Origin of the sequence: Hyphomonas sp., from assembly GCF_013823385.1 — a bacterium.
In the GTDB taxonomy this organism is placed as follows: domain Bacteria; phylum Pseudomonadota; class Alphaproteobacteria; order Caulobacterales; family Hyphomonadaceae; genus Hyphomonas.
On the sequence record NZ_PNMA01000013.1, the window covers coordinates 85,994 to 97,955 of the forward strand.

An 11,962-nucleotide genomic window follows, 5' to 3' on the forward strand; every position below is an offset into this window, starting at 1 on the left:
GGATGAAGCCTTCCGGGGGTATGTGTGAACGTGGCCTGTTGTTTCTATATAGTGGCTTAGTCTTCTTTCTCCATGACGCACTGGAGAGGATGTTCGTGGCGGCGCGCAAGATCAAGCACCTGAGCTACCTTCGTCTCGGCAACTTCATATGTATAGACCCCGCACAGCCCCACACCCTTCTGGTGGACGTGAAGCATGATCCGGGTCGCCTGCTCGCGGGAGCGGTTGAAGAACCGCTCGAGGATGAACACGACGAATTCCATCGGCGTGTAATCATCATTCAGCAGAAGCACCCGGTAGAGCGACGGCTTCTTGGTCTTGATCCGCGTTTCCGTGGCCAGGTCAAAGCCTGTGCCATCCCCGTCCCCCGGCTGGCTGCCCCCAGGGCTGCCGGAGTTCGATGATCCATTCATCCGGACCGGGTCGAAATCGCTGCTCATGCTGATCAAGATATACGTTCCTGTGAGAGATTGAAGATGCATTTACCGTCTAAATCCAGCTCTGCACGCTTTCGTGGCAGCCACACCGTGGCAGCCCTCGCGTAAAGCAGCGCCAGGGAAGGGTATCGGCCGGGCGTCTTCAATGTTCCTTTTTCGAGCGGGCCTGGAAGGCCCTGTTGATGCGGCTGCCGGGCCTGAGAGACAGGCGTTCGGCAATCAGTGAGTCGGCGAGCCCGTGGATTTTGCCACGGATGGCAGCTTCCGTGAGCGTCCAGTCGATGACATCGCGCTGGGCATGGCTGCCGCCGAACGTGCCGTAGATCTGGCGCGCCGGGAAAAGCAGCTCGGCGGCCTCCATATAGTGTCCCCGGTCGAAAGCGACGAGTCCCTCGATCACCGGACGGCCGGTATGGGCCATCCAGTCGCGCATTTCCCCAGGATCGGCGCCCTCGGCGGCGACCAGCAGGTCGAGCGCGTCATTGCGGCGGCCCGCCCCGATGAAGGCCATGGCGGCGTGCATGTCGTTGAAGGGATAGCAGCGGCCATCGGCATGCTGGGTCCAGGCATCGGCCAGCTCTTCCCAGCGCTCGCCCACATCCACTCCGATCACCTGCAGCCGCCAGAGCAGCGCGGCCGCGTCCGCCAGGTTCATCGCAATGGTGCTTTCCCCGGCGCGGATCTCGTCATCATAGAGCTGCAGCGCGGCGTCGAACTCGCCCAGTTCCAGATGGCAGAGGGCCAGATGCCACCAGTTGTGGATTTTCAGGAAACTGTCGGGCTGGGCCCAGTGCTGGCGGCGCCGGCGGATGAAATCGCGCCCTTCCTCGGCCCGGCCCTGCATTTCCATCACATGCGCCACGGCATGATGGGCCCAGGCATCCTCGGCATCCTTTTCCAGCGCTTCCCGGCCGGCCGCTTCGGCGCGGTCATAGTCGCCTGCCTCTTCAAGGCCGAAGGCCAGCATCCCCAGAAGGAATGACCGCTCGGGCAGCTTCTCCCAGGCCGGCAGCGCGCGGGCGATCCGGTCGCGCAGATTGCGGGCGTTCGCCGTGAGGAAGTCGATCTGGTGCCCGGCCAGCAGGGCAAGATAATCGCGCGGATGGAAGGCCGACCACATATCCAGCACGCGCCCGGCCTCGGTCCAGTGGCCCACCGTGGCAGCCTGCAGCGCCCTGACATGCGCCGCCTCGCGCTCGCTCGGGGCGGGGTGTTCCTTTTCGATGTCCCGCAGGATGCGCCGCGCGCCGGCGGTCGCGCCCGGCTCGGTCGACATGACATAGATCCAGGCCTTGGCGATCTTCGCCATGCCGAAGTCGGGCGACTCGGCGATCGCATCATCCAGCGGCGCCACCGGGTCGCCCCGGAACCGCGCAAAGCGGCGGCAGGAAAGATCAAACAGCTCCGCTGCCTTCGGGCTGGCGCCCGGCAGACTGTTTCCCTGACGGTCCTGTATCATCGCGACGTCCCCCAGACGCTGACAGAAATTACCATAGATCGGTTCTGGCCGGGGGCAAACCACTGCGGAAAAGACAAAGGCCGGACCAACCGGCCCGGCCTTTTCAATCTACGCTTCCACTCTACTGCCGGGCGTTGGGAGGAAACGCCGGAGGCGGAAAACGGATCAGTGTGTTACTTCGCCAGACGCGTCATGAACGGCTTGGCGGCTTCGCGCCAGGCGCCCATGCAGAGTTCCGCCTGCGCGGTGAGTTCAGCGGTATAGGCCGAGAACATCGACTTGGCGTAGCCAGACTGGATCTGGAACAGTTCGCGCGGGTCGCGGGCCGAGGCGAGGGCCTGGGTCAGCTCGACGCCCTGTTCCATCGCCTGGGTCATGAAGTTCATGTTGCGGCTGCCGATTTCGCGCATCGTTTCGGTCGAAACGGCGGCGCTGTCTTTCAGCGCCTTGACGCCATCTTCGGTGAACTCGGAAAACTTGGAGGCAAAGCCAGCCATCGTGTCCATACCGGCTTCGATATTCTTGGTGGCAGCTTCGGTCGGACGGGCTTCAGCCTTGGCGCGGGAGGCAGATGTGGTCGTCTTAGCCATGGGGACATCCTTTTATATACGGGGGCGTGGACTGTGTTGAATATAGCACACTCTCTTCGCGGTCGCAATAAATTTTGTGCGCCGCAACATTAATCATTTAGCACGGGATTTGCATCGCCGCTGGAAATTACAAAACATTGAGCCGCTCATCCTGCGTTAAGCAGTGGTCAATAGAATTGGCCGAATCTAGGGTGGTCCTGGATGGTCCGGGGGGCGTGTTTAGTTCTGGAGGGTGCCGCTTATGGCAGCAGTAGTCTGGTCCCGTGCATTCCGCGGGTCCGCCATCGCCGCCTCAGTAACCATTACCGCCGCCGTCATGGCGCCGGCTGCGCATGCTGAGAAATACGCCGCAATCGTCGTCGATGCAGATACCGGTGAAGTGCTGCACGCACGCAACCAGGATGATCCGCGCTATCCGGCCTCGCTCACCAAGGTGATGACGCTCTACCTGCTGTTCGATGCCCTCGATGCCGGTGAGGTCAAGCTCACCGACAAGATCACCGTCTCGCGCAATGCAGCGGCCCAGCCGCCCTCGAACCTGCGCCTGAAGGCGGGCGACAAGATTTCCGTGGAAGACGCGATCTACGCCCTCACCACCAAATCGGCCAATGATGTGGCCGCGGCCGTGGCCGAATTCCTCGGCGGCTCGGAGCGCAAGTTCGCCGCGAAGATGACGGACAAGGCGCGCGATCTGGGCCTGTCCAACACCACCTTCCGCAACGCCTCCGGCCTGCCCGATACAGCGCAGCTCTCCACCGCGCGCGACCTGGCCATCCTCGCCGACGCGCTCCTCGACAACCACGCTTCCTATTACCACTATTTCCAGACCCAGCGCTTCAGCTGGGGCGGGATGACCTATAAGAGCCACAACAATCTCATCGGCGCGGTCAATGGCGTGGATGGCATCAAGACCGGCTACACCCGCGCCTCGGGCTTCAATCTGATGACCTCGGCTGAGCGGGATGGCCGCCGCGTGATTGCCATCATGCTGGGCGGCGCATCGGCCAAGTCACGCGACGCGCATGTCACCGAACTCGTCGAAGCCGCTTTCGTCTCCCTCGGCCAGACGCCGGAGCTGATCGATCCGAACACGAAGCTCATGTCTTTTGCGGCCCTCAACACGCCGCTGAACCCGAACGCTGCCGCCGAGCCGATGCTCAATGGCCGCCCGCTGAGCGCGATCCTGGCAGAACAGGCTGGCGCCCAGTCAGCCGAAGTCCTGCCTGAGCCGGAATTTGCGGAAGGCGACATCAGCGAATCGCTCCCGGCGCGGGAAGTGGTGCCTGAAATCGCCAAGGCGCCGGAGCCCAAGGTCCGGGAGTTCAAGGCCCCTGAGTATAACGTGCCCAACGCGCTGACGGTTTCGGGATACCAGCAGGCCCAGACGGGCGTTTCGGCAAGCGCGCCGAAGGTCGTTCCGGCCGCGACGCCCAACGGCCTCACCGTGTCTGAGTATGAAGCAACCCAGGCGGCCCGTGCGGCCGCTGCCCAGGCGGTACAGGACTATACCCGCCGCCAGTTGCGCCGCCGCTGATCACCGGCGCCCTCCGGGGCGCTGGCCTGCGGGGGTTGAAGCCACCGCCGATTTCTAGGACAAGGCCGCTGACCAGCCTGGTGAGTGGAGTTTGCCTGCCTTGACCACCCAATCCGATCTTGATCTTGCCCGGAATGTCATCCGCACAGAGCGGGACGCGCTCGAAAAGCTGGAACAGGCCATCGGCCCCTCGATGGAGCAGGCGGTCAATGCCATCCTGGCGACCGACCGGCATGTGATCGTGGCCGGGGTCGGCAAGTCGGGCCATATCGGCCAGAAGATCGCCGCCAGCCTTGCCTCCACCGGCACGCCCTCCTTCTTCCTTCACCCGACCGAGGCCAGCCATGGCGATCTCGGCATGATCGTGCCGGGCTCGGTCGTGATCGCGATTTCCTATTCCGGCGAAAGCCGCGAGCTGATCGACCTGCTGCGCTACTGCAAGAGCAATGCGATCCCGCTGATCGGCATGACCCGCGCCCGCGAATCGACCCTCGGCCGCTATGCCGATGTGCTGCTGGAAATGCCGACCGTGCCGGAAGCCTGCCCGAATGGCCTGGCGCCCACCTCGTCCACGACAATGGCGCTCGCCCTCGGCGACGCGCTGACCATCGTGCTGATGGCGCGGCGCGGCTTCTCGCGTGAGGATTTCGGCTCCCGCCATCCCGGCGGCAAGCTCGGCCGCACCCTCCAGACCGCCGGCGACTATGTCAGCGAACAGAAAGATCCCCTGCCGCTGACCGGCAGCGATGCCAGCTTTGCCCAGCTGGTGATTGCTGTGTCCGAGGGGCGCAAGGGCTGTGTCGGCATTGTGGACGCCAACGGCCGGCTGATCGGCATGGTCACCGACGGGGACCTGCGCCGCACCATGCTGGCGGGTCAGACCCAGGCGGGCGCGCTGGAGGTGATGACCCCGCGCCCGCGCACGATCGATCCAGCCGCGCGGATGATGAGCGTCATCAAGAACTTCAGCGAAAACCGCATCTCGAACGCCTTCGTCGTGGATGAGGCGGGCAAGCCGCTCGGCCTGATCGACATGAAAGACCTGCTCGCCGAAGGCTATGTCTGACGCGAAAAGGCGCCCTGACCGATCTCAGGGCGCCTCGTTCACCCTGCCTATTTCGTCAGCTCAAACAGCACGCTGACATTGGCCGTGACGCCAACTTCGCCGCCGGCAACGGGGGTCGATTCCATCATGCCGTCGGCCATCGCCATGCGGGCCATCTGCGGCATCGGCTGCGGGCTGTATTCATACCCCTCGCTGATCGTCACGATACGGGCCACGCGCAGGCCAGCTGCGGCGGCATAAAGCTCAGCCTTGGCAATGGCATCCTTCATCGCCTTGGACCGCGCCTCATTGCGCACGTCCTTGTCGTCATCGATGCCAAAGCTGACGCCCGAAAGCGTGTTGCCGCCGGCCGAGACCAGCCCGTCCAGCGTATCGCCCAGGCGGGCCAGATCCCGAACGCGCACCGTCACCTGATTCGAAGCGACATAGCCGGCCAGCTTCTGCACGCCGCGCTTCATGCCGTCACGGCCTGCGGTCTCCACATAGTCATAGCGCGGCTGGAGGCTGAGACCGGACGTCTGCATGTCACGGTCGGCGATTCCGGCGGCGCGCAGGGCCACGAACACGCCGTTCATGGCGGCGGCCTGAGCGGCCATGGCCTCCTTTGCGGTGGCGCGTTCTTCGGTGACGCCTGCGGTGATGAAGGCAATGTCCGGAGCCCGGTCAACGCGGGCTTCGGCGGAAATCTGAAGGGTGGTTTCAGGCTGGATCGAGTTGGGGTGGTACATCTGCGTGCTCCCGGCAGGCGCGGTGTAAGCGGCGGCGCCCTGCGCGCAAGCGGCGGGCGCCATGGCCAGAACCAGCGCAATGGCAGACAAAGTTGCATGTTTCATGGTGAATGACCTCATAAGCCCGAGAATTGGGTCTGTCTGTCTTCTCTGCCGAAGAAGGCCGTTGCGTGGCAAGCCTGCGGCCCTTAAACGACATCCCCGGTGGGGCCTGTAGCTCAGTTGGTTAGAGCGGACCGCTCATAACGGTTTGGTCGCAGGTTCAAGTCCTGCCGGGCCCACCATCCCCCCTTCCGCCGGATCGCCTGCAATGAGTACAGGATGCACGGCAAAGGCGGTTTCTGCCCCAACTCTGCCACGGAATTGCTCTATTTCGGTCCGAAAGAATTGACCTGTGATACCGGGTTTGAATCTTTGCGTTTTCAGACCCAAGGTGGCAGAACCCGGGTGGTTCGTTTCATACGAACGAGTGTGAGGGAGTATCAGACGTGACACCTAGAGACGCCGCCCGGCGTGCCATAGCCTTGACGCTCACGTTTGACATCGCAATGGCCGGCGTTGCGATGACGGCCGCCAATCTTGATACATATTTCAGCCAGGAATCCACAACCATCCCGTTCAATCTTCAGGGATGGCTGCTCAGCACGGCGGCGTTCATGCTCGCCGCAGCCGCCGCGCTCGTGCTCGGCGGCATCCACCGCCAGGTGTGGCGCCACATGGGCGCGCCCGATGCCTGGCGCCTTGTGCAGATCATTGCGCTGACCGTTCTGTTCTATCTGCCCGTGATGGTGTCGCTGAATGGCGCGCTGACATCCCCAGTGCCCACCCTGCTGCTCGGCATCGGCTTCTGGACCATCGCGCTCTTCGGTGGACGGATGATTGCGCGCTGGCGCTCGACGCAGCGCCCGATGCAGATTTTCCAGCAATTGCCCAAGGACGGCCAGCCGATCCTTCTGCTCGGCAACCAGGACAGCTGGATCGATGTTCTGCGCCGCCTTGAAGGGCGCGATTCCGATCAGGCCGTACGCGTGCTGGGCCTTGTCGAGATGGACGCGCATGAGCCTGGCCGGGCCGTGCGCGGCGTGCCGATTCTCGGCAGCCTCAAGGAACTCAGTGACATCATCGAAATCATGGTCCTGCGCTATGGCGAAACGCCGTGGGTGGCGCTCACCGGCACGGCGCGCGCGCCGGCGGTCATGCTGCAGGTTCTGGAAGTCACCTCCCGCCACGGCGCCGAAATCATGGCGCTGGGCCATGACGCCGCCGCCCAGGTGCTCGAGCCGCTGCGCCCGGCTGATCTGCTCGCCCGCCCCGAACGCCATCTCGATATGCAGCCCGTGCGCAGCATCCTGACCGGCGCCCGCGTCCTCGTCACGGGCGGGGGTGGCTCCATCGGTTCGGAACTCGTGCGCCAGGTCGCGCGTGAAACCCCCGCCGAACTGACCGTCATCGATTTCTCCGAATACAATCTCTACCAGATCGAGATGGAGCTGAAGCGCCACTGGCCGAAGCTGAAGATCAACTGTCATCTCGGCGACATTCGCGACGAAGCCCGCATGCTCGACATCTTCATGACGGCGCGGCCCGATACGGTGATCCACGCTGCGGCGCTGAAACATGTGCCGCTGATGGAGCGCCATGCCTGCGAAGCGATCCTGACGAATGTGGCCGGCGCGCGCATCGCGGCCCAGTCTGCCGTAGCCGCCGGCGCCCAGCGCTTCGTCTTCATCTCGACCGACAAGGCTGTGGACCCGGACAATGTGATGGGCGCCACCAAACGCCTTGCCGAGCTTTGCATCGCGCGGATCCTGGCCGATTCCGGCATGGCCGGCGCCATGGTGCGCTTCGGCAATGTGCTGGGCTCGTCGGGTTCGGTGGTGCCGCTGTTCGAGCGCCAGATCGCCCAGGGCGGCCCGGTCACCATCACCGATCCGGACGCAACGCGCTTCTTCATGACCATCGAGGAAGCCTCTGCCCTCGTGCTGCAGGCGGCGGCGCTGCAGGAGAAAACCGGCGAAGCCGGCCTCTACGTGCTCGACATGGGCGACCCGATCCCGATCCGCCAGCTCGCCGAGACGATGATCCGCCTCAAGGGCAAGGTGCCTTATGTCGACATCGCCATCGAAACGATGGGCCTGCGCGAAGGCGAGAAGCTGCACGAAGAACTGACCTATCCGCATGAAGCGCTGCTGCCGACGCGGATCAGCGGCGTGCATCAGGTCTGTTACGAGGCCACGCCCAACGAGCTGTTCAACAAGCAGGTGCTGCAGCTGATCGAAACTGCCCGCACCCATCAGCCTGCCGAAGCCGTCCGCCTGCTCGGCGTGCTGGTGCCCGAATATGGCTCGGAACGCGCCGAACTTCTCTATCGCAAGCTCGCCTGACGCCTTGCCATAAAAAAGGGGCGCCGTTGAAAGCGCCCCAGGTCAAGAGAGTCGAGTCACGTTTCAGGCCATGCGGCCCTGCCCGCTTACACATCCACCAGCGGCACGAAGCTGCCATAGATCATGCGGCCCATATCCGCGCCCACCGTATGCGGACCAAATTCCTGCATCCGCGGATCTGCCATCACCTTTTCCCAGCCGGCATCGCGCGCGGCCTTGTCCTTCCAGTTGATCCAGGAAATCACGACCGCCTCATCCGGCTTGCGCAGCACGGCCGTGTGGAAGTCGTTCACCTGGCCCTCAGGCAGGTTGTCTCCCCAGGCATCGACCACCGAAATCGCGCCATATTCCTTGAACAGATCAGCCATCTTTTCGGACGCCGCCGTATAGGCTTCCCGCTTGTCTGCCGGCACCGGCATCACCGTGCCATCATATAGCCGGTCTTCACCAGCGGATCGCCCACAATGGTCTGGAAGCCGCCAATGATCATCCGTTTGCCATCAAATGGCATCTCCGGCATCGGCTGGCCCTGCATGTCGGCCATCATCTTCTGCTCGGCCTCGTCGCTGGTCTTCTTGTCCGGCCACACGATCCAGGAGAACAGCGATGTCTCGTCCTCCTTGCGCATCACCGCAGAGTTGATCGAGTTGATCTTGCCATCGGGCACCTCATCGCCCCAGCCTTCCACCATGCTGAGGGCGCCATAGCCCTTGAACATCGGCCAGGCCTCTTCGGCCTGCTTGCGATAGGCGTCCCTGTTCGCGGTCGGCGCCGCCAGCAGAAATCCGCTTACATAGGTCATTGCATTTACTCCTTACTGCATCCCGTCCATTGCCGCCTTCGCGGCAGCTTGCATTTCCTCAGGAGATTTGGGCGGCCAGACGGGCGTGGCGATCGACCAGTGATGGCCGAACGGATCTTCCAAAACGCCGTAGCGATCCCCCCAGAACTGGTCTTCCACCGGCATCACGATCTTCGCGCCCGCCTTCACGGCGCGGGCTGCAAGGGCGTCCACATCATCCACCATCAGATGAATGATCACTGCCGTGCCGCCATAGTGTTTCGGCGAATGCCCGCCCATCTCCGGGTACGCATCATTCAGCATGATCATGGCGCCATTCAGGCGTATCGCGGCATGCAGCAGGCGCCCGTCCGGGCCTGGCAGGCGCATCATCTCCTCGGCGCCGAAGGCCGCCTTGTAGAACTCGATCGCCTCGCTTGCGCCCTCACAGACAAGGTGCGGCGAGATCAGCCCTATTCCCATTTCCGCGGCAATCTCCGCCACGGGCACTCTTCCCGTCATGACCCGGATATCCTTCTTCCGTACAAGGTTTTTTCCATAAGGTTATTTCATGCCGGCCTTGTGCGCCGCCACCAGGGCGTTGGCGTGGCCATGGCCGAGGCCGTGCTCTGATTTGAGCGCCGCCACGATCTCCATATGTTTTGCGCCCGCCATGCCATCGATAATGCCCATCCAGTGGCTGACCGGCTTGCCATATGTCTTCTCGATGGAGGGAAAATAGGAGGCGGGCCCCTTTACCCTGGTCTCGCTCATGGCACGGCCTCCCCGGCGAAGGCCGCCTGGATCCCGGCAATGTCGATCTTGCGCATCTGCATCATCGCCTGCTGCGCCCGGCGCCCGGCGGCCTGATCCGCGTCGCAGATCAGCTTCGGCAGGATCTCCGGCACGATCTGCCAGGCCACGCCATACCGGTCTTCCAGCCAGCCGCACATGCTCTCCTGCCCGCCGCCGTCCAGCAGCGCGGCCCAGAGACGGTCGGTCTCGGCCTGGTCTTTCGTCAGCACAGAGATGGAAGCGGCCGGCGTCAGCTTGTACATGGGCCCGCCGGTCAGGATCATCATCGGCGCGCCCGAAAGCGTAAACTCCACCACCATCGGATCGGCCGCATTGCCGTGTTCGAACACGCCGTCAATCCGGCTATCGGGCAGCAGCGACACATAGAATTCCGCCGCCTTCAGGCCGTCTTTCTGAAACCAGAAACAGGGCCGCACCTTCTTCTCAAGACCTGCCATGAACACCTCCTTCAGACTGGCGCCGGCTCATGCGCCGCAAACACCTTGAGCTGGGCTTCCAGCGCCCGCGTGAAGGCCGGGCGCGCGGTGCACCGCTCGCAATAGGCCGCCAGATCGGGGAAACGCTCAAATCCGCCATCGCGCTCAATCTCGCGCAGCACGCTCGCCATCAGCAGGTCGGCTGCGGTAAAACGCTCCGCCTCCAGATAATCCTTCCCCTTTAGCCAGCGCGAGAGCTGCTTCAGGCGCGCATTCATCATCGCCCGCGCGCTTTCCAGATAGCCTTCCGCCCAGGGCGCCTCGCCATGGAACAGCTGCGTGCCGGTCACATTCGCCACATGCGGCTCGATGGAATTGAGCGCCGCAAAGGCCCAGCTCGTCACGCGCGCCCGCGCGGCCGCCTCCGCCGGCATCAGCGCCGGTGATCCTTCGGCGATGTGCAGCACAATCGCGCCGGATTCAAACAGCTCGCCTTCATCATCCCGGTACACCGGCACCTGCGCAAAGGGCTGGCGCGCCAGATGGTCCGGCTGCAGCTTCTGCTGATGATCGATCAGGCGTTCCGTATACGGCAATCCGGCCTCTTCCAGTGCCCAGCGCACGCGCAGATCCTTGACAAATCCCTGCGCAAAATCAGGCACCCATGTATAAGCGGTCACTTCCCGCATCCTGTCCTCCATCATCCCATTGGCGGCGCGCGGCGCCTGCCCTGGGGCGTACCGGCCTGCCGCCGGAAGCTCCTGCGCGTTTCTCATTGACAAATACGTTGATGTCAACATATTACTTTTGTCATGAAACAGACACTGCCCTTCGAGACCACGCTTGAGGTTTACAATCGCTGCCTCTGCTTCGGCATGCACCGCGCCGCGCGCACGCTGGCGCGCCGTTTCGATGCCGCCTTCGCGCCGCTCGGCATCAGCCACGGGCAATATTCGCTGATGATGTCGCTCAACCGGCCAGAGCCTCCGCGCCTCGGCGAGACCGCCGCCTTCCTGGCGATGGACCGCACCACGCTGACGGCCAATCTCAAACCGCTGGAGCGGCTCGGCTATGTCGAAATTGTTCCGGACAAGGAAGATAAACGCTCCCGCCGGCTGGTGCTCACAGAGGCCGGCCGGAAACTCCTCGCCGCCGCCGTCCCCATCTGGCGCAAGACGCATGATGAGGTGGATGGATACCTCTCCGGCGCTCCAAGCGCCCTGCGCGGGCAGCTGATGGAAGTCGCTGCGGGGTACTGATCCGGCCGGCCGCCCCCACCCCAACCCTCCCCATAGTCATGGGGAGGGGGCAACTCGTGGCATTGGAGAGGTCTGCTTGTTCCCCAGAGCAACAGGCCCCCTCCTCTCCCACTTTGCGGGAGAGGGGTTTTCACCACGCCATCTCATGCATGGTCCGACAAGGCTGGGTGCGACTCACCCCTCTCCCTCAGGGAGAGGAGGGGCCCATCGCGCAGCGATGGGAGGTGAGGGCCTGCAACGTTGGACAAGCCCGCGCCCTATCCAACACGCGCTCCCCCGTCATCCCGGAATTTGCAAAGCAAATATCCAGGCCCCCACCACCCCCCGTGTCATCCCGGCCAAGGCCGCGCAGCGGCCGCAGAGCCGGGACCTTCTCTCCGCTCTTGCGCCCACCTCCAGAAGGTCCCGGATCACCGCTGCGCGGTGTCCGGGATGACACGCGCGAAGAAAAACTTATCCGACCGGGTCTCCCACCCGCGCAAACTCACGCCT

14 protein-coding genes and 1 tRNA gene are annotated in these 11,962 nt (G+C 63.6%); 5 read left to right on the forward strand and 10 right to left on the reverse strand.

The annotated features are described in order from the left end of the window. Positions 1–56: 56 nt before the first annotated feature. The 3 genes from clpS to C0456_RS09830 form a co-directional block, all read right to left on the reverse strand. Positions 57–413, reverse strand: coding sequence for an ATP-dependent Clp protease adapter ClpS (clpS, locus tag C0456_RS09820; protein ID WP_035598890.1), 357 nt, complete (start codon positions 411–413; stop codon positions 57–59). Positions 414–579: 166 nt separating this feature from the next. Continuing rightward, entirely contained in the window at positions 580–1,896 is a 1,317-nt protein-coding gene (locus C0456_RS09825; protein ID WP_291051123.1) for a tetratricopeptide repeat protein, read from the reverse strand. 173 nt (positions 1,897–2,069) lie between these two features. Next, the gene (locus C0456_RS09830) at positions 2,070–2,486 is read right to left on the reverse strand and encodes a phasin (protein WP_291051126.1); all 417 of its coding nucleotides are present in this window, start codon (positions 2,484–2,486) and stop codon (positions 2,070–2,072) included. Positions 2,487–2,727: 241 nt separating this feature from the next. Between C0456_RS09830 and C0456_RS09835 the strand changes: the two genes are divergently transcribed. Next, entirely contained in the window at positions 2,728–4,020 is a 1,293-nt protein-coding gene (locus tag C0456_RS09835) for a D-alanyl-D-alanine carboxypeptidase family protein (RefSeq protein WP_291051129.1), read from the forward strand. Positions 4,021–4,120: 100 nt separating this feature from the next. Further along, the gene (locus tag C0456_RS09840) at positions 4,121–5,086 is read left to right on the forward strand and encodes a KpsF/GutQ family sugar-phosphate isomerase (protein WP_291051132.1); all 966 of its coding nucleotides are present in this window, start codon (positions 4,121–4,123) and stop codon (positions 5,084–5,086) included. Positions 5,087–5,133: 47 nt separating this feature from the next. On the opposite strand, the gene C0456_RS09845 is transcribed toward C0456_RS09840, so the two are convergent. After that, positions 5,134–5,919: an SIMPL domain-containing protein gene (locus C0456_RS09845; protein ID WP_291051135.1), complete on the reverse strand. Its 786-nt coding sequence runs from the start codon at positions 5,917–5,919 to the stop codon at positions 5,134–5,136. A gap of 102 nt (positions 5,920–6,021) precedes the next feature. Here C0456_RS09845 and C0456_RS09850 point away from each other — a divergent pair. Together C0456_RS09850 and C0456_RS09855 are read left to right on the forward strand one after the other, a co-directional pair. Then, a tRNA-Ile gene (locus C0456_RS09850) sits at positions 6,022–6,098 on the forward strand. A gap of 204 nt (positions 6,099–6,302) precedes the next feature. After that, the gene (locus C0456_RS09855) at positions 6,303–8,198 is read left to right on the forward strand and encodes a polysaccharide biosynthesis protein (RefSeq protein ID WP_291051138.1); all 1,896 of its coding nucleotides are present in this window, start codon (positions 6,303–6,305) and stop codon (positions 8,196–8,198) included. Positions 8,199–8,284: 86 nt separating this feature from the next. Here C0456_RS09855 and C0456_RS09860 read toward each other — a convergent pair whose 3' ends face one another. From C0456_RS09860 to C0456_RS09885, 6 genes are all read right to left on the reverse strand, one after another. Beyond that, positions 8,285–8,617, reverse strand: a complete 333-nt coding sequence (locus C0456_RS09860; protein ID WP_291051142.1) for a DUF1428 domain-containing protein — start codon at positions 8,615–8,617, stop codon at positions 8,285–8,287. Further along, positions 8,617–9,000: a DUF1428 domain-containing protein gene (locus C0456_RS09865; RefSeq protein ID WP_291051145.1), complete on the reverse strand. Its 384-nt coding sequence runs from the start codon at positions 8,998–9,000 to the stop codon at positions 8,617–8,619. Before C0456_RS09865 ends, C0456_RS09860 begins: the two co-directional genes overlap by 1 nt. A 12-nt stretch (positions 9,001–9,012) precedes the next feature. Further along, the gene (locus tag C0456_RS09870) at positions 9,013–9,462 is read right to left on the reverse strand and encodes a VOC family protein (RefSeq protein ID WP_367179242.1); all 450 of its coding nucleotides are present in this window, start codon (positions 9,460–9,462) and stop codon (positions 9,013–9,015) included. 81 nt (positions 9,463–9,543) lie between these two features. Further along, complete coding sequence (locus tag C0456_RS09875) at positions 9,544–9,753, reverse strand: DUF4287 domain-containing protein (protein WP_291051150.1); 210 nt, start codon at positions 9,751–9,753, stop codon at positions 9,544–9,546. Continuing rightward, entirely contained in the window at positions 9,750–10,232 is a 483-nt protein-coding gene (locus tag C0456_RS09880; RefSeq protein ID WP_291051152.1) for a VOC family protein, read from the reverse strand. Before C0456_RS09880 ends, C0456_RS09875 begins: the two co-directional genes overlap by 4 nt. An 11-nt stretch (positions 10,233–10,243) precedes the next feature. Continuing rightward, positions 10,244–10,900 (reverse strand): glutathione S-transferase family protein, encoded by a 657-nt coding sequence (locus C0456_RS09885; protein ID WP_291051154.1) that lies wholly within the window; start codon positions 10,898–10,900, stop codon positions 10,244–10,246. A 123-nt stretch (positions 10,901–11,023) separates the two neighbouring features. On the opposite strand from C0456_RS09885, the gene C0456_RS09890 reads away from it, so the two are divergent. Beyond that, positions 11,024–11,470 carry a MarR family winged helix-turn-helix transcriptional regulator gene (locus tag C0456_RS09890; RefSeq protein WP_291051157.1) on the forward strand — a complete coding sequence of 149 codons (447 nt, stop codon included), beginning with the start codon at positions 11,024–11,026 and terminating at the stop codon, positions 11,468–11,470. The last annotated feature ends 492 nt before the right edge of the window (positions 11,471–11,962 follow it).

Excerpts from the sequence above, each read along its gene's own strand:
- clpS (WP_035598890.1), bottom strand. The coding sequence starts at position 413 with ATGAATGGATCATCGAACTCCGGCAGCCCTGGGGGCAGCCAGCCGGGG.
- C0456_RS09825 (WP_291051123.1), bottom strand. The coding sequence starts at position 1,896 with ATGATACAGGACCGTCAGGGAAACAGTCTGCCGGGCGCCAGCCCGAAG.
- C0456_RS09830 (WP_291051126.1), bottom strand. The coding sequence starts at position 2,486 with ATGGCTAAGACGACCACATCTGCCTCCCGCGCCAAGGCTGAAGCCCGT.
- C0456_RS09835 (WP_291051129.1), top strand. The coding sequence starts at position 2,728 with ATGGCAGCAGTAGTCTGGTCCCGTGCATTCCGCGGGTCCGCCATCGCC.
- C0456_RS09845 (WP_291051135.1), bottom strand. The coding sequence starts at position 5,919 with ATGAAACATGCAACTTTGTCTGCCATTGCGCTGGTTCTGGCCATGGCG.
- C0456_RS09860 (WP_291051142.1), bottom strand. The coding sequence starts at position 8,617 with ATGCCGGTGCCGGCAGACAAGCGGGAAGCCTATACGGCGGCGTCCGAA.
- C0456_RS09865 (WP_291051145.1), bottom strand. The coding sequence starts at position 9,000 with ATGACCTATGTAAGCGGATTTCTGCTGGCGGCGCCGACCGCGAACAGG.
- C0456_RS09870 (WP_367179242.1), bottom strand. The coding sequence starts at position 9,462 with ATGGGAATAGGGCTGATCTCGCCGCACCTTGTCTGTGAGGGCGCAAGC.
- C0456_RS09875 (WP_291051150.1), bottom strand. The coding sequence starts at position 9,753 with ATGAGCGAGACCAGGGTAAAGGGGCCCGCCTCCTATTTTCCCTCCATC.
- C0456_RS09880 (WP_291051152.1), bottom strand. The coding sequence starts at position 10,232 with ATGGCAGGTCTTGAGAAGAAGGTGCGGCCCTGTTTCTGGTTTCAGAAA.
- C0456_RS09885 (WP_291051154.1), bottom strand. The coding sequence starts at position 10,900 with ATGCGGGAAGTGACCGCTTATACATGGGTGCCTGATTTTGCGCAGGGA.
- C0456_RS09890 (WP_291051157.1), top strand. The coding sequence starts at position 11,024 with ATGAAACAGACACTGCCCTTCGAGACCACGCTTGAGGTTTACAATCGC.